Source organism: Kitasatospora sp. NBC_01560 (assembly GCF_045208415.1).
Taxonomy (GTDB): Bacteria; Actinomycetota; Actinomycetes; order Streptomycetales; family Streptomycetaceae; genus Kitasatospora.
Window position 1 is genome coordinate 2,931,534 of sequence record NZ_CP109364.1, and the last position, 24,605, is coordinate 2,956,138.

General features: G+C 74.0%; 23 protein-coding genes. 5 read left to right on the forward strand and 18 right to left on the reverse strand.

The genetic code is table 11. The features are described from left to right. Positions 1-41: 41 nt before the first annotated feature. From hisF to hisD, 8 genes are read right to left on the reverse strand one after another with little or no spacing between them, the layout of a single operon-like run. Complete coding sequence (gene hisF / locus OH807_RS12540) at positions 42-812, reverse strand: imidazole glycerol phosphate synthase subunit HisF (RefSeq protein WP_406197633.1); 771 nt, start codon at positions 810-812, stop codon at positions 42-44. Continuing rightward, entirely contained in the window at positions 809-1,240 is a 432-nt protein-coding gene (locus tag OH807_RS12545; RefSeq protein ID WP_406197635.1) for a Rid family hydrolase, read from the reverse strand. Before OH807_RS12545 ends, hisF begins: the two co-directional genes overlap by 4 nt. Then, positions 1,237-1,962, reverse strand: a complete 726-nt coding sequence (priA, locus tag OH807_RS12550) for a bifunctional 1-(5-phosphoribosyl)-5-((5-phosphoribosylamino)methylideneamino)imidazole-4-carboxamide isomerase/phosphoribosylanthranilate isomerase PriA (RefSeq protein ID WP_148645547.1) — start codon at positions 1,960-1,962, stop codon at positions 1,237-1,239. The genes OH807_RS12545 and priA overlap by 4 nt, the downstream gene beginning before the upstream one ends. A 19-nt stretch (positions 1,963-1,981) precedes the next feature. After that, positions 1,982-2,617 carry an imidazole glycerol phosphate synthase subunit HisH gene (gene hisH, locus OH807_RS12555; protein WP_406197638.1) on the reverse strand — a complete coding sequence of 212 codons (636 nt, stop codon included), beginning with the start codon at positions 2,615-2,617 and terminating at the stop codon, positions 1,982-1,984. 55 nt (positions 2,618-2,672) lie between these two features. Beyond that, positions 2,673-2,825 carry a hypothetical protein gene (locus OH807_RS12560; RefSeq protein ID WP_406197641.1) on the reverse strand — a complete coding sequence of 51 codons (153 nt, stop codon included), beginning with the start codon at positions 2,823-2,825 and terminating at the stop codon, positions 2,673-2,675. Next, positions 2,822-3,415 carry an imidazoleglycerol-phosphate dehydratase HisB gene (hisB, locus tag OH807_RS12565; RefSeq protein WP_406197643.1) on the reverse strand — a complete coding sequence of 198 codons (594 nt, stop codon included), beginning with the start codon at positions 3,413-3,415 and terminating at the stop codon, positions 2,822-2,824. The genes OH807_RS12560 and hisB overlap by 4 nt, the downstream gene beginning before the upstream one ends. A 6-nt stretch (positions 3,416-3,421) precedes the next feature. Further along, positions 3,422-4,522 (reverse strand): histidinol-phosphate transaminase, encoded by a 1,101-nt coding sequence (locus OH807_RS12570; protein WP_406197645.1) that lies wholly within the window; start codon positions 4,520-4,522, stop codon positions 3,422-3,424. Further along, positions 4,519-5,907: a histidinol dehydrogenase gene (hisD, locus tag OH807_RS12575; RefSeq protein WP_406197647.1), complete on the reverse strand. Its 1,389-nt coding sequence runs from the start codon at positions 5,905-5,907 to the stop codon at positions 4,519-4,521. The genes OH807_RS12570 and hisD overlap by 4 nt, the downstream gene beginning before the upstream one ends. 91 nt (positions 5,908-5,998) lie before the next feature. Here hisD and OH807_RS12580 point away from each other — a divergent pair, with 91 nt between their 5' ends. The 3 genes from OH807_RS12580 to ybaK are packed head-to-tail and all read left to right on the forward strand — an operon-like array spanning position 5,999 to position 8,900. Continuing rightward, positions 5,999-7,579 carry an oxidoreductase gene (locus OH807_RS12580; RefSeq protein ID WP_406197649.1) on the forward strand — a complete coding sequence of 527 codons (1,581 nt, stop codon included), beginning with the start codon at positions 5,999-6,001 and terminating at the stop codon, positions 7,577-7,579. A 42-nt stretch (positions 7,580-7,621) separates the two neighbouring features. After that, a complete protein-coding gene (locus OH807_RS12585) occupies positions 7,622-8,350 on the forward strand; it encodes an LON peptidase substrate-binding domain-containing protein (RefSeq protein WP_406197651.1) in 729 nt (242 codons plus the stop codon). A gap of 55 nt (positions 8,351-8,405) precedes the next feature. Continuing rightward, complete coding sequence (gene ybaK / locus OH807_RS12590; protein WP_406197653.1) at positions 8,406-8,900, forward strand: Cys-tRNA(Pro) deacylase; 495 nt, start codon at positions 8,406-8,408, stop codon at positions 8,898-8,900. A gap of 50 nt (positions 8,901-8,950) precedes the next feature. Here the strand turns inward: ybaK and OH807_RS12595 are convergent, their stop codons facing one another. The 6 genes from OH807_RS12595 to OH807_RS12620 form a co-directional block, all read right to left on the reverse strand. Continuing rightward, positions 8,951-9,829: a hypothetical protein gene (locus tag OH807_RS12595; RefSeq protein WP_406197655.1), complete on the reverse strand. Its 879-nt coding sequence runs from the start codon at positions 9,827-9,829 to the stop codon at positions 8,951-8,953. A gap of 107 nt (positions 9,830-9,936) precedes the next feature. Then, on the reverse strand, positions 9,937-10,749 hold the full coding sequence (locus tag OH807_RS12600; RefSeq protein WP_406197658.1) for an ABC transporter permease: 813 nt from the start codon (positions 10,747-10,749) through the stop codon (positions 9,937-9,939). Next, on the reverse strand, positions 10,746-11,693 hold the full coding sequence (locus OH807_RS12605; protein ID WP_406197660.1) for an ABC transporter ATP-binding protein: 948 nt from the start codon (positions 11,691-11,693) through the stop codon (positions 10,746-10,748). The genes OH807_RS12600 and OH807_RS12605 overlap by 4 nt, the downstream gene beginning before the upstream one ends. Before the next feature lie 252 nt (positions 11,694-11,945). Continuing rightward, positions 11,946-13,166 carry an NYN domain-containing protein gene (locus tag OH807_RS12610; protein WP_406197663.1) on the reverse strand — a complete coding sequence of 407 codons (1,221 nt, stop codon included), beginning with the start codon at positions 13,164-13,166 and terminating at the stop codon, positions 11,946-11,948. 267 nt (positions 13,167-13,433) lie between these two features. Next, a complete protein-coding gene (locus OH807_RS12615) occupies positions 13,434-14,462 on the reverse strand; it encodes an aspartate-semialdehyde dehydrogenase (RefSeq protein ID WP_406197666.1) in 1,029 nt (342 codons plus the stop codon). A gap of 97 nt (positions 14,463-14,559) precedes the next feature. Next, positions 14,560-15,450, reverse strand: a complete 891-nt coding sequence (locus tag OH807_RS12620; protein ID WP_406197669.1) for a dihydrodipicolinate synthase family protein — start codon at positions 15,448-15,450, stop codon at positions 14,560-14,562. 72 nt (positions 15,451-15,522) lie between these two features. Here OH807_RS12620 and OH807_RS12625 point away from each other — a divergent pair, with 72 nt between their 5' ends. Further along, positions 15,523-16,413 carry a LysR substrate-binding domain-containing protein gene (locus tag OH807_RS12625; RefSeq protein ID WP_406197672.1) on the forward strand — a complete coding sequence of 297 codons (891 nt, stop codon included), beginning with the start codon at positions 15,523-15,525 and terminating at the stop codon, positions 16,411-16,413. 61 nt (positions 16,414-16,474) lie between these two features. Here OH807_RS12625 and dnaE read toward each other — a convergent pair whose 3' ends face one another. Beyond that, positions 16,475-19,960: a DNA polymerase III subunit alpha gene (dnaE, locus tag OH807_RS12630; protein ID WP_406210942.1), complete on the reverse strand. Its 3,486-nt coding sequence runs from the start codon at positions 19,958-19,960 to the stop codon at positions 16,475-16,477. Between the two features lie 226 nt (positions 19,961-20,186). Here dnaE and OH807_RS12635 point away from each other — a divergent pair, with 226 nt between their 5' ends. Then, positions 20,187-21,515 carry a DUF2252 domain-containing protein gene (locus OH807_RS12635; RefSeq protein ID WP_406197674.1) on the forward strand — a complete coding sequence of 443 codons (1,329 nt, stop codon included), beginning with the start codon at positions 20,187-20,189 and terminating at the stop codon, positions 21,513-21,515. Positions 21,516-21,518: 3 nt separating this feature from the next. Here the strand turns inward: OH807_RS12635 and OH807_RS12640 are convergent, their stop codons facing one another. The 3 genes from OH807_RS12640 to OH807_RS12650 all read right to left on the reverse strand — a co-directional run bounded on the left by OH807_RS12640 (position 21,519) and on the right by OH807_RS12650 (position 24,578). Further along, positions 21,519-22,730 (reverse strand): hypothetical protein, encoded by a 1,212-nt coding sequence (locus tag OH807_RS12640; RefSeq protein ID WP_406197676.1) that lies wholly within the window; start codon positions 22,728-22,730, stop codon positions 21,519-21,521. Further along, complete coding sequence (locus OH807_RS12645; protein ID WP_406197679.1) at positions 22,727-23,815, reverse strand: alpha/beta hydrolase; 1,089 nt, start codon at positions 23,813-23,815, stop codon at positions 22,727-22,729. Before OH807_RS12645 ends, OH807_RS12640 begins: the two co-directional genes overlap by 4 nt. A 160-nt stretch (positions 23,816-23,975) precedes the next feature. Beyond that, complete coding sequence (locus OH807_RS12650) at positions 23,976-24,578, reverse strand: dienelactone hydrolase family protein (protein WP_406197681.1); 603 nt, start codon at positions 24,576-24,578, stop codon at positions 23,976-23,978. Positions 24,579-24,605 lie beyond the last annotated feature (27 nt).

The following is a 24,605-nucleotide window of genomic DNA, read 5'->3' on the forward strand; positions in this document are numbered from 1 at the left end:
CGCAGCGGTGGGCCGGCCCCGTGGTCCGCCGGGGCGCCCGGTCAGCGGACGGGGTGCCCGGCCTCGCGCAGCGCGTTCTTGACCTCGCCGATCCGCAGGTCGCCGAAGTGGAAGACGCTGGCGGCGAGCACCGCGTCCGCGCCGGCCTCCACCGCCGGGGCGAAGTCGGCGAGCCGCCCGGCCCCGCCGGAGGCGATCACCGGGACGGAGACGGCCTTGCGCACGGCCCGGATCAGCTCCAGGTCGTAGCCGTCCTTGGTGCCGTCGGCGTCCATCGAGTTGAGCAGGATCTCGCCCGCGCCCAGCTCGGCCGCCCGGCCGGCCCACTCGACGGCGTCCAGGCCGGTACCCCGGCGGCCGCCGTGCGTGGTGACCTCGAAACCGGACGCGGTTTCGGTGCCCTCCGGGCAGCGCCGGGCGTCCACCGAGAGCACCAGCACCTGGCGGCCGAAGCGCTGCGCGATCTCGCGGACCAGCTCCGGCCGGGCGATCGCCGCGGTGTTGACGCCGACCTTGTCGGCGCCGGCGCGGAGCAGCTTGTCGACGTCCTCGACGGCACGGATGCCGCCGCCGACGGTGAGCGGGATGAAGACCTGCTCGGCGGTGCGGCGCACCACGTCGTAGGTGGTCTCGCGGTCACCGGAGGAGGCGGTGATGTCGAGGAAGGTCAGCTCGTCGGCGCCCTCGGCGTCGTAGAGCTTGGCCATCTCGACCGGGTCGCCCGCATCGCGCAGGTTCTGGAAGTTGACGCCCTTGACCACCCGGCCGGCATCGACGTCCAGACAGGGGATGACTCGTACGGCGAGGGTCACGGCTGATTGCCTTCCAGTGTTGCGGCGAGTCCGGCGCGGTAGGCGTCGAGCTCGATCTCGACGAGCATCCGGGAGTCGACCAGGCCCTGGACCACCACGACCGCGGCGGCCGGGCGCACCGCGCCGAAGACCTCCTGGTGGGCGCGGCCCGCCGCGTCGACGTCGCGGACGTGGGTGAGGTAGACGCGGGTGCGGACGACGTCGTCCGCCGTCAGACCGTACGCGGCCAGGGCCGCCAGGCCGTTGCCCAGCGCGGCACGCGCCTGCTCGTACGGGTCGCCCTCGCCGATCAGGGTGCCGTCGACCAGCGGCCGGGCGCCCGCCACGTGGACGTGGTCGCCCGCGGCGACCGCCTGCGAGGCGCCGAAGCTCTCCTCCCAGGAGGAGAATCCGCCGACCCGGCCGCGTACGATCCGACGCTCCGTCATCCCGAAACCGCCTCCAACGCCTCTTCGAGGGTGAACTTCTGCTCGTAGAGTGCCTTGCCGACGATGGCGCCCTCGACTCCCTCGCCGACCAGCGTGGCGATGGCCCGCAGGTCGTCCAGCGAGGAGACGCCGCCGGAGGCGACGACCGGCTTGTCGGTGGCGGCGCAGACGTCGCGCAGCAGCTGCAGGTTGGGGCCGGTCAGGGTGCCGTCCCGGTTGACGTCGGTGACGACGTAGCGGGCGCAGCCCTCGGCGTCCAGGCGGGCCAGCACGTCGAAGAGCTGGCCGCCGTCGCGGGTCCAGCCGCGGCCGCGCAGGGTGGTGCCGACCACGTCCAGGCCGACGGCGATCTTGTCGCCGTGCTCGGCGATGACCTTGGCGACCCACTCGGGGCTCTCCAGGGCGGCGGTGCCCAGGTTGACCCGGGTGCAGCCGGTGGCGAGCGCGGCGGCCAGCGACTCGTCGTCGCGGATGCCGCCGGACAGCTCGACCTTGATGTCCAGCGCGCCGGTGACCTCGCGGAGCAGGTCGCGGTTGCTGCCCGTGCCGAAGGCGGCGTCGAGGTCGACCAGGTGGAGCCACTCGGCGCCGGCGTTCTGCCAGGCGAGGGCGGCGGCGAGCGGCTCGCCGAAGGAGGTCTCGGTGCCGGAGGCGCCCTTGACCAGGCGCACGGCCTGGCCGTCCCGGACGTCGACGGCGGGCAGCAGTTCGAGGCGGCTCATCGTTGCAACTCTCAGATCGTCAGAGGGTGTTGACCCAGTTGGTCAGCAGGGCGGCGCCGGCGTCGCCGGACTTCTCGGGGTGGAACTGGGTGGCCCAGAGCGGGCCGTTCTCGACGGCCGCGACGAACGGCTGCCCGTGGGTGGCCCAGGTGACCAGCGGCGGGTTGATCCGCGCGCTGTGCACCTCCAGCTCCCAGTTGCGCACCGCGTAGGAGTGCACGAAGTAGAAGCGGGTGTCGGCGTCGAGGCCGGCGAACATCCGGCTCTCCGCGGGGGCTTCCACGGTGTTCCAGCCCATGTGCGGGACGACCGGCGCGTCCAGCGGTTCGACGCTGCCCGGCCACTCGTCGCAGCCGGCCGTCTCCACGCCGTGCTCGACCCCCTTCTCGAAGAGGATCTGCATCCCGACGCAGATGCCCATGACCGGGCGGCCGCCGGCGAGCCGCCGGCCGATGATCCAGTCCCCGCGGGCGGCCTTCAGTCCGCGCATGCAGGCCTCGAAGGCCCCGACGCCGGGGACGAGCAGGCCGTCCGCCTCCATCGCGGCGTCGAAGTCGGACGTGACGGTGACGGTCGCGCCGGTCCGCTCGACGGCGCGCTGCGCGGAGCGGAGGTTGCCCGACCCGTAGTCGAGTACGACGACGTTCTTGCCCATGTTCAGGTGTCCATGTCTGTTGGTCTTCGGCGGTCTCGGGGCTCGCTCGGCGGCCCTAGAGGCGCATCACGCCGGAGGTCAGGCAGAGCACCGACCCGAGGGCGAGGACGACGATGACGCCCTTCGGGATCTTCTGCTTCCAGAACGAGATCACTCCGCCGGCCAGGAAGAGCCCGGCGAAGATGAGGACAACAGCGGCCTTGCTCACAGCGCACCCTTGGTCGACGGGAGGATGCCGGCCGCGCGCGGGTCGCGCTCGGCGGCGTAGCGCAGCGCCCGCGCGAGCGCCTTGAACTGGCACTCCACGATGTGGTGGGCGTTGCGTCCGTAGGGTACGTGGACGTGCAGGGCGACCTGCGCCTGGGCCACGAAGGACTCCAGTATGTGCCGGGTCATGGTGGTGTCGTAGCTGCCGATCATCGGCGCCATGTGCTCCGGCTCGGTGTGCACCAGGTAGGGGCGGCCGGAGAGGTCGACGGTGACCTGGGCGAGCGACTCGTCCAGCGGCACCGTGCAGTTGCCGAAGCGGTAGATGCCGACCTTGTCGCCGAGCGCCTGCTTGAAGGCGGCGCCGAGCGCGAGGGCGGTGTCCTCGATGGTGTGGTGGGTGTCGATGTGCAGGTCGCCGTCGGTCTTCACGGTGAGGTCGAAGAGGCCGTGGCGGCCGAGCTGGTCGAGCATGTGGTCGTAGAACCCGACGCCCGTGGAGATGTCGGTCCGGCCGGCTCCGTCGAGGTCGATCTCGACCAGGACCGAAGTCTCCTTGGTGGTGCGCTCGATGCGTCCGATACGGGACATACGGGGTTACAGCTCCTTGATCACAGTGGCGACGGCGGCCAGGAAGGCGTCGTTCTCCGCCGGGGTGCCGGCGGTGACGCGCAACCGGCCCGGGACACCGTTGTCCCGGACGAGGACGCCGCGGTCGAGGATGGCCTGCCAGACGGCGTGGGTGTCCTCGAAGCGGCCGAACTGGACGAAGTTGGCGTCCGAGTCGGTCACCTCCAGACCCATCCCGCGCAGGGCGGCGACCAGCCGGTCGCGCTCGGCCTTGAGCCGGCCGACGTAGCCGAGCAGCGTGTCGGTGTGCTCCAGGCAGGCCAGTGCGGTGGCCTGGGTGACGGCCGACAGGTGGTACGGCAGCCGGACGAGCTGCACCGCGTCCACCACGGCCGCGTCGGCGGCGAGGTAGCCCAGGCGCAGGCCGGCCGCGCCGAAGGCCTTGGACATGGTGCGGCTGACGACCAGGTTGGGGCGGCCCTCCAGCAGCGGCAGCAGCGAGGCGCGGTGCGAGAACTCGACGTACGCCTCGTCCACGACCACCAGGCTGGGCCGGGCGGCCTGCGCGGCCTCGTACAGCCGCAGCACGGTGTCGGCCGCGACGGCGGTGCCGGTCGGGTTGTTCGGCGAGCAGACGAACACGACGTTCGGGCGCTGCTCGGCGATCGCCGCGACGGCGGCGTCCACGTCGATGGTGAAGTCGTCGTTGCGCGGACCGGAGATCCAGCCGGTGCCGGTGCCCCGGGAGATCAGGGCGTGCATCGAGTACGAGGGCTCGAAGCCGATCGCGGTGCGGCCGGGCCCGCCGAAGGTCTGCAGCAGCTGCTGCAGGATCTCGTTGGAGCCGTTGGCGGCCCAGACCTGCTCGCGGGTGCGGGCGAAGCCGGTGGTCGTCGTCAGGTACTCGGCCAGGCCGGTGCGCAGCTCGACCGCGTCCCGGTCGGGGTAGCGGTTGAGGTGGCGGGCGGCCTCGGCGACGCGCTCGGCGATCCGGGCCACCAGCTCCTCGGGCAGCTGGTACGGGTTCTCGTTGGTGTTCAGCTGGACGGGGACGTCCAGCTGCGGCGCACCGTACGGGGACTGTCCGCGCAGTTCGTCACGGACGGGGAGGGAGTCGATCGTGCTCACGTGCCGGATACCGTCCAGTCGCTGTGCCAGTTCTGTTCGTCTCCCACGCTGTGCCGGATTTGTTCGTCTCCGACGCTGTGCCAGATTTGTTCGTCTCCGACGAAACGAACCTTGATCGCGTCGCCGTGGCCGGGCAGGTCCTCGGCCTCGGCGAGGTTGACGACGTGCGCGGCGACGCCGGCCAGCGCCTCGCGGTCGTACTCGACGACCTGCACACCGCGCAGGAAGGTCTGCACGGAGAGCCCGGCGGAGTGGCAGGCGCAGCCGCCGGTCGGCAGCACGTGGTTGGAGCCGGCCGCGTAGTCGCCCAGCGAGACCGGGGTGTACCGGCCGATGAAGATCGCGCCCGCGTTGCGGACCCGGGCGGAGACGGCGCGCGCGTCCCGGGTCTGGATCTCCAGGTGCTCGGCGGCGTAGGCGTTGACGACGACCAGGCCCTGGTCGAGGTCGTCGACCAGGATGATGCCGGACTGCCGGCCGCCCAGCGCCTCGGCCACCCGCTCGCTGTGCCGGGTGCGGGCGGCCTGCACCTTGAGCTCGGCCTCCACCGCGTCGGCCAGTTCGGCCGAGTCGGTGACGAGCACCGAGCCCGAGGTCGGGCCGTGCTCGGCCTGGCTGATCAGGTCGGCGGCGACGTCCACCGGGTCGGCGCTGTCGTCCGCGAGGACGGCGATCTCGGTCGGCCCGGCCTCGGAGTCGATGCCGATCCGGCCGGCGAAGTAGCGCTTGGCGGCGGCGACGTAGATGTTGCCCGGGCCGGTGACCATGTTCACCGGCTCGCACTCCTCGGTGCCGAGGGCGAACATCGCGACCGCCTGGGCCCCGCCGACGGAGTACACCTCGGAGACGCCGAGCAGCGCGCAGGCCGCCAGGATGGTCGGGTGCACCCGGCCGCCGAAGGCCTTCTGCGGCGGCGAGGTGACGGCGATCCCGGCGACGCCGGCCTCCTGGGCGGGCACCACGTTCATCACCACGGAGGACGGGTAGACGGCCAGGCCGCCCGGCACGTACAGGCCGACCCGGTCGACCGGCACCCAGCGCTGGGTGACGGTGCCGCCCGGCACCACCTGGGTGGTGTGGCCCTCGCGGCGCTGGTCGGCGTGGACCAGCCGGGCGCGGCGGATCGACTCCTCCAGTGCGGCGCGCACCTTCGGGTCGAGCGTCTCCAGGGCCTCGGCGATCTGCTCGGCGGGGACCCGGGTGGACTCCAGCCGCACGCCGTCGAAGCGTTCGGTGATCTCGATCAGCGCCGCGACCCCGCGATGGTGGACGTCCTCGGCGATCGGCCGCACCGTCTCCAGGGCGGCCGCGACGTCGAACTCGGCACGGGGCAGCAGGTCACGCGGGTCGCTCAGCGAGCCGCGGAGGTCGATTCGAGAGATCACGCCACCCAGTGTAAGGAGTGGCCGGAACCGGCGGCCCCGCATTTCAGTCCGTGATACGAAAGGCGAGACGACCGGGGGAGACGGGGGAACGATGGCGGAGCGGGCACCGGACGGCTGGACGCCGGTGGAGCAGAGCCTGTGGGAGGCGTTCCGGCACGGCCGGATCCACGACCTGCGGACCGGCGACGCCGCGCTGGACGACCCGTTCGGCGACGCCGAGTGGGGGCCCGGGCGGACGGTGCGCGCCGAGGTGCTGTCCCGGCTGCTGCTGGACGGGCCCGCCGCCGTCCCCGGCCGGGTCGCCTCGCTCAAGCTGACCGGGGTCCTGGTCGCCGGCCCGCTGCGGCTGGCCGGCGGCACCATCCGGCACTACGTCGAACTGCACGACTGCCGGTTCGACCAGAAGGTCCTGCTGTCCGAGGCCGAGGCCGGCACGCTGCGCCTGGTCAACTGCCTCGTCCCCCGGATCGAGGCCTCCCGCCTCGCCACCTCCGGCGACCTGCACCTGGCCCGCTGCCGGGTCCCGCAGGGCGTGCGGCTCACCGACGCCCGCATAGGCACCGACCTGCTGCTCAACCAGGCCGTCCTGGGCGGCGACCGGTTCGGCCGGGCCCTGTCCGCCGACGGCATGGCCGTCAACCAGGACTTCGAGGCCGACCGGCTGGAGACGCACGGCGAGGTCAGCATGCGGACGGCGCGGATCGGCGGCCGGCTCTCGCTGCGCGGCGCCCAGCTGCACGCCGTCCCGGAGAACCGCAGCGCCCTCAACCTCGTCCGGATCACCGTCGGCCACACGCTCTACCTCTCCGGCTCGGCGGACGGCGGCTGGTACGGGTCGCAGACCTACTACGGCTCCGGCTACGGCGAGGTCCCGCCCGCCGGGGCGCCCAGCACGCCGTTCCGGGCCCACGGCAAGGTCCGGCTCTCCGACGCCCGGTTCGAGGCCGCCTGCCTGCTCTCGGACGCCGAGTTCCACCTCGGCCCCGGCGAGGAGCTGTCGCTGAGCCGCCTGCACACCCCGGAGCTCCGCTTCACCTGCCGGTTCCCGGCCGGCGGCGGCGTCTCGCTCTCCCGGGCCCGGGTCGGCAACCTGGTGGACTTCCCCGACTCCTGGCCGCGGGACGGCCGCCTCGGCCTGACCGGCTTCACCTACGAGTGCCTGCGCCCGGCCGCACCGTTCGGGATCCGGCAGCGGATCGCCTGGCTGGAGTCCTCCTCGGTCGACTTCCAGCCCGAGGCCTACGAGCAGCTGGCCGCCGCCCTGCGCCGCGACGGCGCCGACGACGACGCGCGCGAGGTGCTCTACGCCAAGCAGCGCCGCCGCCGGCAGACCCTGCCGCTGCCGGCCCGGCTCTGGGGCCGGATCCAGGACGTCACCGTCGGCTACGGGTTCCGCCCCGGCCGGGCCGCGCTCTGGCTGCTGCTCGCCTGGGCGCTCGGCAGCTCCTACTTCGCCGCCCACCCGCCGGAGGCGCTGAAGGCCGACGAACGGCCCCACTGGGATCCGGTGCTGTACGCGCTGGGCCAGTTGCTGCCGCTGGTCGACCTCGGCCAGCAGGGCTGGAACCCGGCCGGCTCCGCCCGGTGGGTCTCCGCGGGCCTGGTGATCGTCGGCTGGGTGCTGGCCACCACCGTCGCCGCCGGCGCCACCCGGACGCTCCAGCGCGGATAACCCCGGGGCATTCCGGGCGTCCGGGGAACTACGCTGTGCGCCGTGACAGAACGGCTGCCGCTCTTCCCGCTGAACACCGTGCTCTACCCGGGCCTGGTGCTGCCCCTGAACGTCTTCGAGGAGCGTTACCGACGGCTGCTGGGCGATCTGCTCGCCCTCCCCGAGGACGAGCCGCGCCGGTTCGGCGTGCTGGCGATCAAGGACGGTCGCGAGGTCGCGCCCGTCCGCCCCGAGAACGGCCCGGCCGGGCCCCTGGACGGCCTCGGGACGGCCACCGGCGACCCGCTGGAGGCCCTGCACCACATCGGCTGCGTGGCGGACGTGACCTCCGCCCAGGAACAGCCGGACGGCCGGTTCGAGCTGCTGGTCACGGGCACCACCCGGTTCCGGCTCCGCTCGGTGGACACCGGCGGTCCGTACCTGACCGGTGAGATCGAGCCGATCGAGGAGCAGCCCGGCGAGGGCGCGGGCGCGCTGGCCGCCGGGGTCGAGCGGGCGTTCCGCGCGTACCAGAAGCGGCTGGCCGGCGCCCGCGAGGCCAGCACCGTCGGCCGCCAGGACCTCCCGGACGACCCGCAGGTGCTCTCCTACCTGGTGGCCGCCGCCTCGGTGTTCGAGACGCCGGTCAAGCAGTCGCTGCTGGCCTGCCCCGACACCGCGCAGCGGCTCCGGGCCGAGCTGGAGCTGCTGCGCCGCGAGACGGCCGTGCTGAGCTGGCTGCCCTCACTCCCGGCGGTCGAACTGACCCGCCAGTCGTTCAGCCCGAACTGACCCGCCGGACACCCCCGACCGGCCCCGCCCACGACGCCCCCAGGAGACCGCCGGCATGGCCAGGAAGCCGAAACAGGGCGGCCGGGGCACCCCCGCCACGGTGGCCCTGGAGCACGCCGCCGTCCCGTTCACCGTGCACGCCTACGCGCACGATCCGGCCGCCGCCTCGTACGGCGGCGAGGCCGCGGAGGCGCTCGGCGTCCCGGCGGAGCGGGTGTTCAAGACGCTGGTCGCCGACGTCGACGGCGTCCTCACCGTCGGCGTCGTCCCGGTGTCCGGACAGCTCGACCTCAAGGCGCTCGCCGCCGCGGTCGGCGGCAAGCGCGCCGTGATGGCCGACCCGGCCGCCGCCGAGCGCAGCAGCGGCTACGTCCTCGGCGGGATCTCCCCGCTCGGCCAGCGCCGTCCGCTGCGCACCGTGGTGGACGACAGCGCCCTGGCGCACCCCACGGTCTACGTCTCGGCCGGCCGGCGCGGCCTGGAGGTCGAGCTCTCCCCCGCCGACCTGGTCGCCCTCACCCGGGCCGGCACCGCCCCGATCGGGCGCTGACCCGCACCGACGCGGGCACCCGTCAGGGCCCGTCGGTCAGGGCCCGTCGGTCAGGGCCGGTGGTCCTCCGGCGGCAGCCCGCCGGGCCGGTGCTGCGCGTCCGCGACCGGGTGTGCGTCCGCGACGGGCTGTCCGTACTGCTGCTGTCCGTCCGGCTGCTGTCCGTGCTGCTGCTGTCCGTGCTGCTGCGCGTCCGCGGCCGGGGAGGCCCCCTGCGGGACGCCGTACGGCCCGGCCCAGTACGGGGGCGGGTCCTCCTCGCGCTTGCCGAACGCCGCCGAGAGGGCCAGCAGGACCACCATCGCCGCCATCGGCCAGGCCAGCAGGGCGCCGTACGCGCCGAGATCGATGTCCGCGCTGAAGTGCCCGCCGTTGCCGACCCGCCGGGCCTCCGCGACCAGGTCGCTGCTCGGGCCGAGCCGCCGGCCCAGCTCCCAGGCGCCGATCGAGGCCAGCAGACCGCCGACCGCGAGGCCGATCGCGATCGCGATGCCGCCGCCCCGGCGGCGGGAGAGCAGGAAGGCCCCGAGCGCGGTCAGGATGCCCATGCCCAGCCCGATCAGCACGAAGACGCTGTCGGCGCCGGCCCGCTGCTCGCCCTCCGGGTCCCCGTAGAGGATCTTGTTGCCGTCGACCACCAGCGGCACCTTCGGTGCCAGCCACGCCCAGAGCCCGGCCATCGCCAGGCCCAGCAGCAGGCAGACCAGCACCGTGACCGCCCCGGCCTTCAGCTCGGGCCGCAGCCGCTCCGCCACGGGCCGCCGCTCCGGGCCGGAGAGCACGCCGGCCGGCAGCGGCGGGGTGTCCCCGGTGTGCCCGGCCGGCGGCGCGTACGGGTTCGGGGCGGCACCCGGGCCCTGGCCCGCGGTGTCCGCGTCGGTGCCCGCAGCGGCGCGCAGAGGATCCGGAGGTGTGTTCGGTACGGTCACGGGCCCATCGTTTCACGACAGCCGCCCGGACGGCCCCGCCACCCGGGGAGCGGACGCCGGCCCTCCGCGGCCCCGGGGCTGCCGCCCGCCGCGGCCGCGGCGCGCCGCTACCGGGTGGTGGCCCGCCGGTACGCCCAGGTGGCGACGGCCAGCGACACCACGCCGACCCCGGCGCAGACCGCGAGGTCCCCCGCCACCGCCGCCCAGTCCGGGTCCGGCGCGAAGGTCCGGGCGAAGGCCTCGACCCCGTAGGTGGAGGGCAGCAGGTCCCGCAGCCAGAGCACCGGCTGCGGCAGGTGGTCGACCGGGAGCACGCCGAGCAGCAGCGCCGCCGACATGCCGAGCTGCCCGAGCATGGTGGCGATCTCCTGCTTGGGCGCGAGCAGCCCGCAGGCCGCGCCGAGCCCGGAGAGCGCCGCACCGGCCAGCGGCACGACCGCGAGCAGCACCCAGAGCTGCCCCAGCGGCAGTCCGAACATCACCGCGCCGGCGGCGGCGGTCACCAGCGTGCCGGGCAGCGTGAACGAGGCGTACGCGGCGGCCGCGCCGAGCACCACCGAGGCCGCCGGGACGGGCAGGGTCGCGTAGTGGTCGAGACCGCCGGTGGCCCGCAGCCGGCCGAAGTACTGGGCGAGCAGGTTGAGCGCGACGAAGGCGACCACCAGCACGCTGGAGCCGGCCACCACCGAGCGCGCGGCCGAGGTCTGCCCGGGGTCGACGACGCCGCGCATCATCACCAGGATGCCGAGCGACTGGAAGGTGGCCACGAACAGCAGCGGGATGCGGGCCACCTTGGCCCGGGCCAGCTGCGCCCGGTAGACGGCGGCCAGCGCGGGCAGCAGCCGGGCGGCGGGGGCCAGTGGCGCGGGCCCGGTCTGCGCCGGTCCGGCGGAGAGCGGCGGCGCGGAGAGCAGCGTCACTTGGCCAGTCCTCCATGGCGGCCGCCCAGCTTGAGGTAGGCGTCCTCAAGGCTCGGGGTGGCCAGGGTGAAGTCGTCCAGGGCGGCGAACGCCGGCCCGGTGGTGACGGCGGCGACCAGCTCCCGGGCCTGTTCGGGGGTGGTGCGCACGGTCCAGCGCCGGCCGGTGCGCTCGGCCCGCTCCGCCAGGGCCGCGACGGCGGGCACCGCGAGCGGCGCCTCGTCCCGCCAGACCAGGTCGAGCCGGACGTCGCCGTCGACCATGGCCTTGAGCCCGCCGGGCGTGTCGCAGGCGATCACCCGGCCCTCGTCCACCACCGCGACCCGGTCCAGCACCGTCTCGGCCTCGATCACGTTGTGGGTGACCAGCAGGACGGTGGTCCGCCGATCGGCGCGGCGGCGTTCGACGGCCGTCCAGACGGCGCGCCGGGCGAGCGGGTCCATGCCGGTGGTCGGCTCGTCCAGCACGAGGAGCGGCCGGTCGCCGACCAGGGTGGCGGCGAAGCAGGCGAGCCGGCGCTGGCCGCCGGAGAGCTTGGCGAGCGGCCGGTGGGCGAGCGGCTCCAGGGCCAGCTCGGTGAGCACGTCGGCGGCGGCACTGCGGGCCTGCGCCCGGGTGAGGCCGCGCAGCCGGCCGGTGGTCTCGGCGGCGAGCGCGACGGTCAGCTCGTCCAGCGCGGTGGACTCCTGGCCGAGGTAGCCGAGCAGCCGGGCGGCCCGCTCGGGGTGCCGGACGACGTCGTGGCCGAGGATGTCGACGGAGCCGGAGTCGGGGCGCAGCAGGCCGGTGAGCTGGCGGACGAGGGTGGACTTTCCCGCCCCGTTGGGCCCGAGCAGCCCGAAGATCTCCCCCTGCCGGACGGTCAGGCTGATGCCGTCGTTGGCCCTGATCGGGGCGATCGGGCCGCCGCGTCCGGAGCGGTACGTCTTGACCAGGTCGCGCACGGCGCAGCACGGCGGAGGCTCCTCGGGAGCCTGCCCGCCCGTCCCGCCGGCGCGCGTCTCACCGCGGTTCACTCGCTGCCCTCGCTCACGAGCGAAGACTCTACGCGGTGAAGCCCGCGAACCGGACAAGGGGGCCCGATCCCCCGCAACCGGTGCGCGCGCCGCACCGGCGGCGGGCGCCGGGGGCGGGCCGCCGCGGTGCCCGGCCGGGGGGCCGGCGGGTGGCGGTGCGTGCGGCGGCGGCCGCCGCCGTCAGTCGTCCACCACCAGGTCGCCGCCGGGCACGCGGCCGGCCAGCTCCTTCCAGAAGCCGGCCCGGATGGCGTACCGGTCGTGCTCGTCGATCTGGTCGTCCTTGTGCGCGAGCAGCCCGAACCGGGCGGCGTACCGGAGCAGCTCGCCGTCGACCCGGTGCGGGATGCGCGGGTAGTCGGGCCAGAGCAGGGTGAGGCGCTCGACGTCGCCGAGCCGGTCGGTCCAGCGGCGGGCGAAGACCTGGCCGACCTCGTGGGCGTCGCCGCCGATGGAGGTGATGTCCTCCTCGCGGTCGGCCCAGCGCTGCTCGGCGGTGGTGAGCTGGGCGAGCGTGGGCAGCGTGTCGCCGGCGGTGACGGCCTGGTCGGCGGCCGGCCGCTCGACCCAGCCGCGGTCGGACGACCAGCGCAGCACCGGGCCGGTCGGGTGGTGGGCGGCGGCGGGCGGCGGGGCGACGGCCCGCCCGGCGAGGTCCTTGGGGGTCGGGACGACCTTGAGGGCGGTGGCGGCGGGCGCGGCGTGCCCGTTGGCGACCGGGACGGCGGCCGGCCCGGGCGCGACGGACCGGACGGCGGCGGCCGGGACGCCCCCGGGCAGGCCGGCGGGCGGGGCGGCGAGGATCTTGGCGATCTCGTGCCGCGGCCCGGGGGCGGGGAAGACGGCGGAGGTCTCGCGCAGGCTGAACGAGCCCTCGATCCACTCGCGGTCGAGCACCCGCCGCTCGTCGGCCTCGCCGACGAGGTCCTCGGACTGGTTGAAGTCGCCGTCGGCGGCCTGCAGCGCCCAGAGGTGCACGACGACGCCGTGTTCCTTGGCGGACATCATGCCGGGCAGGAGGTCCCCGTCGCCGGTGATCAGCACGACGTCGGAGCAGGCCCGGTTGCGGGCGAGTTCGGAGAGCTCCGCGTGCATCGCGGCGTCCACGCCCTTCTGCACCCAGCGGCCCTCGGCCCGGGTGAGGGCGCCGAGCCGGACGGTGACCCGGGGCAGCACGCGGAGCCGGCGGTGCTCGGGCATCGGGCGGCGGTCGGGAGCGGCGTCGAACCAGTAGATCCGCAGCAGCGGCAGGCCGGTCTCGGCCTCGGCGCGCTCGCGCAGGGCGGTGATCATGGCCGTGTGGTCGACGGTGATCCGGGAGCGGGAGGGATCCCCGGCGAGCAGGCTGGCGGCGGCGCCCAGCAGGTATCCGGCGTCCACCAGGACGACACAGCGGTCCATCGCGCACCTCTTTTCGCTCGCCCTCGCAGTCCGGCGCCGTCCGAACCGGCGGTACCGGGTGGGCGCGGTACGCCCGGCGTCGGGCCCTCGCGGGGTGAGGGGTGCCCGTGGCCGCCCGATCGTTGGGTCACCTTTACCCCTGGTTCGCGCGCCGAACCTCGGCGGATGTCGCGGTCCGGCAACAGGCGGAGCGGGGCTCCGGGGCCCGGAAAGCACGGCGGGCCCCGTCCGTGTGGACGGGGCCCGCCGGGTGCGGAGCGGGGCCGGTCAGCCCTTCAGCTCGGCGGCGACCAGCTCGGCGAGCTGGACGGCGTTGAGCGCGGCGCCCTTGCGCAGGTTGTCGTTGGAGACGAACAGCGACAGGCCGTGCTCGACCGTCTCGTCGGCCCGGATGCGGCCGACGTAGCTCGGGTCCCGGCCGGCGGCCTGGAGCGGGGTGGGGATGTCGCTCAGCTCGACGCCGGGGGCGCCGGCGAGCAGCTCGGCCGCGCGCTCGGGGCTGATCGGGCGCTCGAAGCGGGCGTTGATCTGCAGCGAGTGGCCGGAGAAGACCGGGACGCGCACGCAGGTGCCGGCGACCTTCAGCTCCGGGATGCCGAGGATCTTGCGGCTCTCGTGGCGGAGCTTCTGCTCCTCGTCGGTCTCGTTGGAGCCGTCCTCGACGATGGAGCCGGCCAGCGGCACCACGTTGAAGGCGATCGGGCGCTGGTAGACCTTGGGCTCGGGGAACTCCACGGCCGAGCCGTCGTGGGCGAGCGCGGAGGCGCCGTCCACGACCTTGGCGGCCTGGTCCTGCAGCTCGGCGACGCCGGCCACACCACTGCCGGAGACGGCCTGGTAGGTGGCGACGACCAGCGCGGCGAGGCCGGCCTCCTCGTGCAGCGGGCGCAGCACCGGCATGGCGGCCATGGTGGTGCAGTTCGGGTTGGCGATGATGCCCTTGGGGCGGTCGGCGATCGCCTCCGGGTTGACCTCGGAGACGACCAGCGGGACGTCGGGGTCACGGCGCCAGGCGGAGGAGTTGTCGATGACGACCGCACCGGCGGCGGCGGCCTTCGGGGCGAGGGCCTTGGAGGTGGAGCCGCCGGCCGAGAAGATCACGATGTCCAGGCCGGTGAAGTCGGCCGTGGCCGCGTCCTCGACGGTGACCTCGGTGCCCTGCCAGGGCAGCGTGCGTCCGGCCGAACGGGCCGAGGCGAACAGCCGCAGCTGCTCCACCGCGACGTTGCGCTCCGCCAGGATCTCGCGCACCACGCCGCCGACCTGGCCGGTGGCACCCACAATGCCGATCTTCATTCCGACTACTCCTCTTGATGTTGCTGGTCACAGCCGCACTCCGCCCATCATGCCTTGTGACCGGGGCCGGGCGACCTGGTATTCCACGGTGTGAGAGCTACTGGTCCAGACCACTGGCGAGTTCGAGGGCCCGGGCCACCTCCGCCGGGCCGGCCGGCAGCAGCGGCAGCCGGACGTCCGGGGTGGGGATCCGGCCCTGGGCGTGCAGCACGCCCTTCACCACGGCCGGGTTGGGCGCGGCGAAGGCGGCCGTCGCCAGCTCGGCCAGCCGGTGGCCGAGTTCGCGGGCCCGGGCGGCGTCCCCGCGCTCCCAGGCGGCGGCCAGTTCGACGTAACGGGCGGTCGCCAGGTGCGCCGAGGCCAGGATGCCGCCGGCGCCGCCGAGCGCCAGCATCGGCGACAGGAAGGCGTCCTCCCCGGCCAGCACCGCGAAGTCCGCGGGCCGGCGGGCGAGCAGCTCCACGACCGCCTCGTCGAGCCCGCCGGTCGCGTACTTGACGCCCACCACACCCGGCACGGCGGCCAGCTCCAGCAGCGTGCCGCCCGACAGCTGCTGCCCCGTCCGGTAGGGGATGTGGTAGACGACCAGCGGCACGGAGCTCGCCGCCGCCAGCGCCCGGAAGTGCGCGACCGTGCCCGCCTCGCCCGGCCGGACGAAGGAGGGCACGGTGACGAGTGCGGCCGCCGCCCCCGGCACCCGGTCGCGCAGCCCGGCCAGCTCCTCGGCGGTCGCCCGGGTGTCCGGGCCGCCCGCGCCGACCGTCAGCAGCGCGCCGCGCGCCGCACAGACGGCCGCGCAGACCTCGACCACCGCGCGCCGCTCGCCGGCGCTCAGCACGGCGGGTTCGCCGGTGGTGCCGAGCGCCACCAGGCCGGCCGCGCCGTCGTCCAGCAGTGCGCCGGCCAGCTTCTCCAGCGCGTCCAGGGCCACCGAGCCGTCCTCGGCGAAGGGGGTGACCAGCGGGACGTGAATGCCCTTGAGTTCCATGGTCGCGATCCTGCGGCCCGCCGACCCCGCAGGTCCAGTTCACGTTTCCGACGCTTCTCGTAAGCTGAGCCGATGCTCGATGTCCGACGCCTGCGCCTGCTGCGCGAACTCGCCCACCTCGGCACCATCGCCGCCGTCGCCGAGGCGCTCTCCTTCAGCCCTTCGGCGGTCTCCCAGCAGCTGTCCGTGCTGGAGAAGGAGGCCGGTGTCCCGCTGCTGGAGCGCACCGGCCGGCGGGTCGCCCTCACCCCCGCGGGGCTGAACCTCGTCCGGCACGCCGAGGCCGTGCTGGAGCGGCTGGAACAGGCGGGCGCCGAACTCGCCAACGCCCGGCGGGGGTTGGCCGGTCCACTGCGGATCGGCAGCTACCCGTCGGCGGCCCGGTCGGTCATCCCGGCGGTGCTGGCCGAACTGGCCGGCTGGCACCCCGGCCTGGAGCCGATGGTCACCGAGGTGGATCCGGCGGCCGTGGCGGCGGCGCTGCGCGCGGGCGAGCTCGACGTCGCGCTGCTGCACGAGTACGACCTGGTGCCGGCCGAACCGGAGCCGGGCCTGGCGGTGACCCGCCCGGTCTTCACCGAGCCGATGTACCTGGCCGCCCTGGCACCCGGCACGATCGCCGAGCAGCGCTCCGCGCCGTGGATCATGGCGCCACGCGGCACGCTCTGCCACAGCATGGCCGTCCGGGCCTGCGAGAGCGCCGGTTACGCGCCCCGGATCCGGCACCAGATCGACGACTTCACCACCGTGCTGGCGCTCGTCGCGGCGGGCCAGGGCGTGGCGCTCGTCCCCCAGTTGGGCACCGAGCGGCCGCCGCCCGGCGTCGTGCTGACCCGGCTGCCGATGTACCGGCGCACCCGGGCCGCCTTCCGCGCGGGCGCGGGCTCGCACCCGGCGGTCTCCGCCTTCGTCTCCGCCCTCCACACGGCGGTGCCGCCGGGCCTCGGCGGCGGCACGCCCTGAGCCGCGCCGCCGCAGTGCCGCCGCGCTGCGGCAGCCGGCGCGCTGCGGCAGCCGGCGCGGGTCAGACCGCCAGGCAGCTCGGCCCGAGCAACTGCTTGAGGTCCCCGAACAGCGCCGGGTCCGACTTCACCCGGTGCCGGTCGAGCCGCAGCACGACGGTGCTGTTCTCCCGCCGGAGGTGGACGTGCACCTCGGTGCTCCCCTTGTGGTGGGCCAGCACCTCACCGAGCCGGGCCACCACCGCCGGGCTGAGCCGGCTCTCGGCGATCGTCAGGGTGATCGGCAGCTGGGCGGCGACGTTCGAGAGGTCCGGCACCAGCAGCTCCATGCCCATCAGCCGCGGCACGTCCTCCCGCTTGTCCAGCTTGCCGCGGACGAACACCACGGAGTCCTCGACGAGTTGGGAGGAGACCAGCTGGTAGCTGGCGGGGAAGAACATGCAGTCGATCGAGCCCGCCAGGTCCTCCACGGTGGCGATGGCCCAGGCGTTGCCCTGCTTGGTCATCTTCCGCTGGAGGCCCGAGATGATGCCGCCGATGGTGACGATGGTGCCGTCCGGCCGGTCGGCGAGGTCGGCCACCGCGCAGTCCGCCTTGTCGGCGAGGAGGTGCTCGATGCCGTGCAGCGGATGCGAGGAGACGTACAGGCCGAGCATCTCCCGTTCCTGGGTGAGCAGGAAGGACTTGTCCCACTCCTCCTCGGAGAAGACCACGTCCAGGCCGAAGCTCGGCTCGTCACTGACGGCGTCGCCGCCGAAGAGGTCGAACTGCCCCTCGGCCTCCTTGCGCTTGACGCCGACGACGTTGTCGATCATCGGCTCGAACTGCGCGGTGAGGCCCTTGCGGGTGTGCCCGAGCGAGTCGAACGAGCCCGCCTTGATGAGGGATTCGACGGTCCGCTTGTTGCAGACCACCGACTCCACCTTCTCCAGGAAGTCGGGGAACGAGGAGAACTTCCCCTTCGCCTTCCGGGTCCGGATCATCGAGTCGACGACCGGCCCGCCGACGTTGCGGATCGCGGTCAGGCCGAACCGGACGAGGGTGTCCCCGTGCGGGGTGAAGTCCGCGTCCGACTCGTTGACGTCCGGCGGGAGCACGTTGATGCCCATCTTCCGGGCCTCGTTGAGGTAGACCGCCGACTTGTCCTTGTCGTCCTTGACCGAGGTCAGCAGGCCGGACATGTACTCGGCCGGGTAGTTGGCCTTGAGGTAGGCCGTCCAGTACGAGACCAGCCCGTAGCCGGCGGTGTGCGCCTTGTTGAACGCGTAGCCGGAGAAGGGGACGAGCACGTCCCACACCGCCTGGATCGCCGCGTCCGAGTAGCCGTGCTCGCGGCAGCCGCGCTGGAAGGGGACGAACTCCGCCTCCAGGATCTCCTTCTTCTTCTTGCCCATCGCCCGGCGCAGCAGGTCGGCCTGGCCGAGCGAGTAGCCGGCCAGGATCTGCGCGGCCTTCTGCACCTGCTCCTGGTAGACGATCAGGCCGTAGGTCGGCTTGAGGATCTCCTCCAGGGGCTTCGCCAGCTCCGGGTGGATCGGGGTGATCTCCTGCTGGCCGTTCTTGCGCAGCGCGTAGTTGGTGTGCGAGTTGACGCCCATCGGGCCGGGCCGGTACAGCGCCAGGACGGCGGAGATGTCCTCGAAGTTGTCGGGCTTCATCAGGCGCAGCAGCGAGCGCATCGGCCCGCCGTCGAGCTGGAAGACGCCGAGCGTGTCGCCGCGGGCCAGCAGTTCGTAGGTCGGCCGGTCGTCCAGCGGCAGGTCGAGCAGGTTGATCGAGATGCCCTTGTTCTTCTCGATCGCCTTGACGGCGTCGTCCATGATCGTCAGGTTCCGCAGGCCGAGGAAGTCCATCTTGAGAAGGCCGAGGCCCTCGCAGGTGGGGTAGTCGAACTGCGTGATGGTGACGCCGTCGGTGTGCCGCGTCCAGACCGGGATGTGGTCGGTGAGCGGCTCGGCGGACATGATGACGCCGGCCGCGTGCACCCCGGGCTGGCGGATCAGGCCCTCGATGCCGCGCGCGGTGTCGATCACCTTTCGGACGTCCGGGTCGTTCTCGTAGAGCCCGCGGATCTCCCCGGCCTCGCCGTAGCGCGGGTGCGAGGAGTCGGTGATGCCGGAGAGCGGGATGCCCTTGCCCATGACGTCCGGCGGCATCGCCTTGGTGATCCGGTCGCCCATCGCGTAGGGGTAGCCGAGGACGCGTGAGGAGTCCTTGATGGCGGCCTTCGCCTTGATGGTGCCGTACGTGACGATCATGGCGACCTTGTCGGAGCCCCACTTCTCGGTCACGTACCGGATCACGTCACCGCGCCGGCGCTCGTCGAAGTCGATGTCGACGTCGGGCATCGAGATGCGCTCGGGGTTGAGGAACCGCTCGAAGATCAGGCCGTGCGGGATCGGGTCGAGGTCGGTGATGCCCATCGCGTAGGCGACCAGCGAGCCGGCCGCCGAGCCGCGGCCGGGGCCCACCGCGATGCCCTGGCTCTTCGCCCACATGATGAAGTCGGCGACCACGAGGAAGTACGCCGGGAACCCCATCTGGATGATGGTGTCCATCTCGTACTCGGCGAGCTTCCGGTGCTCGTCGTCGTACCCGTTCGGGAAGCGCCAGTCCAGGCCCGCCCACACCTGGGCCTTGAAGTAGTCCGCCTCGGACGCGTAGCCCTCCGGGATCGGGAAGCGCGGCATGAGGTTCTTGAACTCGAACATGCCCTCGGTGTCGACCCGCGAGGCGACCAGCAGCTGGCTGTTGCGGCAGCCCTCCTGCCAGGCGTCCGAGGAGTCCAGCGCGTACATCTCGGCGGCCGACTTGATGTAGTAGCCGGTGCCGTCGAAGCGGAAGCGGTCCGGGTCCGAGAGGTTCTTGCCGGTCTGCACGCAGAGCAGCAGGTCGTGGGCGCCGGCGTCGGACTCGGTGGTGTAGTGCGAGTCGTTGGTGACCACCGGCGGGATGTTCAGCTTCCGGCTGATCTCGATCAGCCCGTCGCGGACCCGCTTCTCGATGTCCAGGCCGTGGTCCATCAGCTCCAGGAAGTAGTTCTCCCGGCCGAAGATCTCCTGGTAGTCGGCGGCGGACTTCAGCGCCTCGTCGAACTGGCCGAGCCGCAGCCGGGTCTGGACCTCGCCGGAGGGGCAGCCGGTGGTGGCCATCAGGCCCGCCGCGTGCTCGGAGATGATCTCCTTGTCCATCCGGGGCCACTTCACCAGCCAGCCCTCGGCGTACGAGCGCGAGGTCAGCTTGAAGAGGTTGTGCAGGCCCTCCTTGTTCCGGGCCCAGATGGTCTTGTGGGTGTAGGCGCCGGACGCCGAGACGTCGTCGCGCTTCTGGTGCGGCTGGCCCCAGAGCACGCGCTTGGTGTTGGTCCGGGCCTCCGGCGCGACGTACGCCTCGATGCCGATCACCGGGGTGATGCCCGCGGCGGTGGCCTGCTTGTGGAACTCGGCCGCGCCGTACATGTTGCCGTGGTCGGTCATCGCGACGTGGGTCTGCCCCAGCCGCTCGACCTCCTTGAACAGCTGCTTCAGCCGGGCGGCACCGTCCAGCATCGAGTACTCGGTGTGAACGTGCAGGTGCGCGTACGGCTGGTCGCTCAAGGCGGGCCTCCGGAGGCTGGGGCTTGTCTGGCTGGCCGGCGAACGCGCAGGTCACGAGGGGCCCTGGAAACATATGAGGCCCGAGCACCTCACCACGGGCCCGGACCGGCTCTCACACGTTCACGGTCCTACTCTAGCCTTCGGCCCGCACCTCCTCCCGCAACGAAGGACGCACTCCATGCCCGACCAGCAGCCCACCGCCGAGCACCGCGCCGAGACCATTCTCGGCGTCTTCGACACGGCCTTCGGGGACCTGCTCGCCAAGGACCCGGCGGCCTTCCGGGTCAAGTTCCGGAAGATGGCCGCCTCCGCCTTCGCCTTCTACCGGGGCACCGCCGGCCTGTACTACGCGGACCTCACCGCCGGCCCCTTCGCCACGTACGCGGCGCCCTTCCTCGACGAGCGCACCGGCCGGGTCTGGATCCACGGGGACCTGCACGCGGAGAACTTCGGCACCTACCTGAACGCCGAGGGCCGCCTCGTCTTCAACGTCAACGACTTCGACGAGGCGTACGTCGGCGCCTTCACCTGGGACGTCCAGCGCCTCGCCGCCTCGCTTGCGCTGATCGGCTACGCCAAGGCGCTCTCCGACGAGACGATCACCCAGCTGGTCACCGCCTTCGCCGCGGCCTACCGGGCCCGCATCGCCGCGCACGTCACCAGCGGCGACGCCGACCCGTACACCCTGGACACCGCCACCGGGCCGGTCCTGGACACCCTGCGCGCGGCACGTCTGCAGACCCGGGTGGCGCTCCTCGACGGCGACACCGTCATCGACGGGTACGACCGCCGCTTCCGCCTCGGCGGCGGCGCGATCGAACTGGACGAGCACACCAGGGCCGAGGTGCTGGCCGCGTTCGAGGACTACCTGACCACCCTGCCGCCCGCCTCCCGCACCCGGCCCGAGGCGCTGAAGGTCAAGGACGTGGTCGGCCGCCGCGGCATCGGCATCGGCTCGGCGGGCCTGCCCTCGTACAACCTGCTGCTCGAAGGCCACACCGACGCCCTTGAGAACGACGTGATCGTCTACATGAAGCAGGGCCAGACCCCGGCCGTCTCCCAGCACGTCACCGACCCGGCGATCGCCGGGTACTTCGAGCACGAGGGCCACCGCACCGTCATCTCGCAGCGCGCCCTCCAGGCCCACAGCGACCCGTGGCTCGGGTACACGACGCTGCACGGGCGCGGCCAGCTGGTCGCCGAGGTCTCCCCGTACGCCACCGACCTCGACTGGACCGACCTCCACGAGCTGCCCGACCTGCTCGCCGTCACCGAGTACCTCGGCCGGGCCACCGCCACCATGCACGCCGCGGCCGACGAGTCCTCCAGCGGCCACAGCCTGGTGCCGTTCTCCACCGAGCACGCCATCCACGAGGCGATAGCCCGCGACGAGGCCGGGTTCACCGCGATGCTGGTCGACTTCGCCCACGCGTACGGGGACCGCGCCCGCCAGGACCACCAGCTCTTCGTGGACCTCTACCGCAACGGCCGCATCCCCGGCCTGTAGGCGCTAGCGGGTCGGGGCCGCCAGCCGCTCGCCGGCGGCGGCCCTGACCTCCGCCACCTCCAGGGGGTCGTCCCGCAGGTACGCCAGCCGCTCGCGCACGTCCGGCCCGTCCGGTGCGTGCGCGATGCCCAGCAGCCGGGCGTTGTCCTCGCAGTCCCAGAGGCACTCCACGTACACCGCGTCCAGGCCGGTCGGATCGATGGCGGCCAGTGCCTCCAGGTACGAGGCCCGCTCGTACGAGTGCGGCGTCCAGAGCCAGAACCGGCGCAGCAGCGAGACGGCCCCGCGGGCGTCGGGCCCGAGCCGGGCCAGCCCCTCCGCCGTCCGCTTCGGCCCGCACCACCGCCGCGCGACCCAGTCCCCCTCCAGCACGGCGACCAGCACCGGCGCGTCCTCGGCCGCTCCGTGCCGGGCCAGCACGTCGTGGCCCAGCAGCCGCAGCCAGGCGGGCTCCTCGACGGCGGCCCACTCCCGGGCGGCGGGCACCGCCACCGGCCCGAGCTTCTCGACGACTCCGCGCAGCGGCCACAGGGCGTACCTCCCGTCCGCCTGCCCCAGCGAGGGCACCAACGGGATCACCCCGGGCTCCGGTCCCCGGTCGTCGATGATGTCGAGCGCGGCGGTCCGGCGCTCCTCCGACTCCGCCCGGTCCGCCAGCAGCTCCAGCAGCACGGCGGTCCCCAGCTCCGCGAACGGCTTCGGTGCCCGCTCGCCCCGGACCACCGGCCCGGCCAGGCCCCACCCGTCCCACGGGTCCCCGTAGCGGTCCTCCGGCTCCCGCCCGGCGCGATCGCGCGCGACCGCCTCCAGGTCCTCCCACCACTCCGCCGGCCACCGGCGCGCCATCTCCTCCAGCGCCGCCGCCCAGTGCTCCCCGTCCCGCACGTAGGCCCGCAGTGCCTCCCGGGCCTCCTCCGAGCCGTCCAGCGCGAGCAGTCCCAGCACCCGGGCGGCCCGCTCGCCCGCCCGCTCCCCGCGGCCGAGCGCCTCCAGCACGGGCGCCGGCGAGATCCCCGAGTCCCTGACCAGGCGGGCCAGGTAGAGCCCCCGCCGGTCGACCGTGTCCCACCGCCAGTCCCACCGGACGCAGCCGCGCACCAGCTCGGCGGCGGCGGACGGATCCTCGGCCACCATCCGCGCGCCCAGTCCGCGCCCCCGCTGCACCAGCCCGGTCAACGTCGCCGCCGGTGCGTACCGCCCGTCGCTCATCTTCACTCCCCCATCCTCCCCGCCCCCGGTACGGGCCCGCCGCCCGCCCCGGACTGCGCGAGGATGCGCCGCAGCCAGCGGCGGCGGGCCTCGCGGGCGTCGCGGCTGACCGCCGCGTCGGGGGCCAGGGTGTCGAAGCCGTGGAAGGCGCCGGGCCAGACGTGCAGTTCGGCCCGGCCGCCGGCCTGCCAGATCGCGTTGGCGTAGGCCACGTCCTCGTCCCGGAAGGTCTCGGCGGAGCCGACGTCGATGTAGGCCGGGGGCAGGCCGGAGAGGTCGGTGGCGCGGGCGGGGGCCGCGTAGGGCGGCAGGTCCGCCGCACCCGCCCGGTCGCCGAGCAGGGCCCGCCAGCCGGTGGCGTTGGACGTGCGGTCCCAGGTGTCGACGCCGGCCATCTGCTGGCTGGAGAAGGTGTCGTCGCGGTCGTCGAGCATCGGGCAGAGGAGCAGCTGCCCGATCGGCGCGGGGCCGCCCCGGTCGCGGGTGAGCAGGGCGAGCGCCGCGGCGAGCCCGGCCCCGGCGCTCTTGCCCCCGACGACGATCCGGTCCGCGTCGATGCCCAGCGCCGACGCGTTCGCGGCCGCCCAGTCGAGCCCGGCGTAGCAGTCCTCCAGCGGCCCGGGGTACCGGGCCTGCGGTGCGAGCCGGTACTCGGCCGAGATGACGGCCAGTCCCAGCGGGAGGGCCCACTCCTGGAGCGCCTGCGGGAGGACGGACCACGCGTTGCCCATCACCATGCCGCCGCCGTGCAGGTAGTAGAGCAGCGGCAGCGGCCCGGTGAGCCCGGCGGGCCGTGCGCTCACGAGCGTGACCTCCGGGCTGCCGGGCGGGCCCGGCACCCGCAGCTCCGCCACCTCGAAGCGGCCGCCGGCCCCCAGCTCGCCGACGGTCGGCCGGGGCCGCGCCGCGGTGTCCCGCTCCTGCCGGGCCGCGAGGTTCTCCGGGGTGAGCGGGCCGGTCGGCAGCCCCGCCTCGACCGAAAGCGCCTCCAACGCCGCCAGCGCCACGGCCAGTTCGGGGTCGAAGGGCGGCGCGTCCCGGCCCGCCGGGTCGGGGCCGGGCTCCGCCGGCGTGCCGCCGGGCGTCACCACAGGCCGTCCGGCCGGGCGAGGGGGCACTGGTCCACGGGCCGGCCGGCACGGGTCTTCGGCACGCCGGTGCCGGTGCGGGGCTCTCGCGCGAGATCCATACGGTGTAGTCAACCACCCACCGGCGGGCCGCGGGAGGGGGAGCCGGGGCCGGGCGCGGCCGTCAGCCGGCCGCCTGCTCCGCCTGCTCGTCCAGCTCGGCCAGGAAGTCCAGCGCCACCGCCCAGGCCTGCTCGGCCGCCTCGGCGTCGTAGTCCGGCAGGTCGGGGTCGGTGAAGACGTGGCCCGCGCCCCGGTAGCGGTGCACCTCGACGTCCGCGCCGGCCTTGCGCATGCCCAGGTACCAGGCGTTCAGCCAGTCCTCGGGCTCGAACGGGTCCGGCTCGGCGATGTGCAGCTGGACCGGGATCGACGTGGCCGCGTCCTCGCGGATGTCGGAGGTGCCGTGCAGGAGCAGCAGGCCGAGGGCCTTCTCGTCGGCGAGCGCGAGGTTCTGGGCGAGCGAGCCGCCGAGCGAGAGGCCGGCGTAGACGAGCGCGCCACCGGAGCCGAGCAGCGGGGCCGCGGCGCCGACGGCCCGGCGGAGCAGTTCGTCGCTGCCGAGCTCCTCCTTGTACGCCATGCCCTCCTCGACGTCGTCGAAGGTCCGCCCCTCGAAGAGGTCGGGGGTGTGCACGGTGTGCCCCGCGGTGCGCAGCCGGTCGGCGGCTGCGTGGACGGCGGGGCGCAGGCCGTACACGGAGTGCAGGAGCAGGATCTGGGCCACGGGCGGGACTTCCTTGCAGCAGGGGGG

Bases quoted from the DNA above. Each gene is read 5' to 3' on its own strand.
- OH807_RS12545 (WP_406197635.1), bottom strand. From the start codon at position 1,240: ATGACGGAGCGTCGGATCGTACGCGGCCGGGTCGGCGGATTCTCCTCC.
- priA (WP_148645547.1), bottom strand. From the start codon at position 1,962: ATGAGCCGCCTCGAACTGCTGCCCGCCGTCGACGTCCGGGACGGCCAG.
- hisH (WP_406197638.1), bottom strand. From the start codon at position 2,617: ATGGGCAAGAACGTCGTCGTACTCGACTACGGGTCGGGCAACCTCCGC.
- hisB (WP_406197643.1), bottom strand. From the start codon at position 3,415: ATGTCCCGTATCGGACGCATCGAGCGCACCACCAAGGAGACTTCGGTC.
- OH807_RS12580 (WP_406197649.1), top strand. From the start codon at position 5,999: ATGGCGGAGCGGGCACCGGACGGCTGGACGCCGGTGGAGCAGAGCCTG.
- ybaK (WP_406197653.1), top strand. From the start codon at position 8,406: ATGGCCAGGAAGCCGAAACAGGGCGGCCGGGGCACCCCCGCCACGGTG.
- OH807_RS12610 (WP_406197663.1), bottom strand. From the start codon at position 13,166: ATGGACCGCTGTGTCGTCCTGGTGGACGCCGGATACCTGCTGGGCGCC.
- OH807_RS12615 (WP_406197666.1), bottom strand. From the start codon at position 14,462: ATGAAGATCGGCATTGTGGGTGCCACCGGCCAGGTCGGCGGCGTGGTG.
- OH807_RS12620 (WP_406197669.1), bottom strand. From the start codon at position 15,450: ATGGAACTCAAGGGCATTCACGTCCCGCTGGTCACCCCCTTCGCCGAG.
- OH807_RS12625 (WP_406197672.1), top strand. From the start codon at position 15,523: ATGCTCGATGTCCGACGCCTGCGCCTGCTGCGCGAACTCGCCCACCTC.
- dnaE (WP_406210942.1), bottom strand. From the start codon at position 19,960: ATGCTGGACGGTGCCGCCCGGCTGAAGCAGCTGTTCAAGGAGGTCGAG.
- OH807_RS12635 (WP_406197674.1), top strand. From the start codon at position 20,187: ATGCCCGACCAGCAGCCCACCGCCGAGCACCGCGCCGAGACCATTCTC.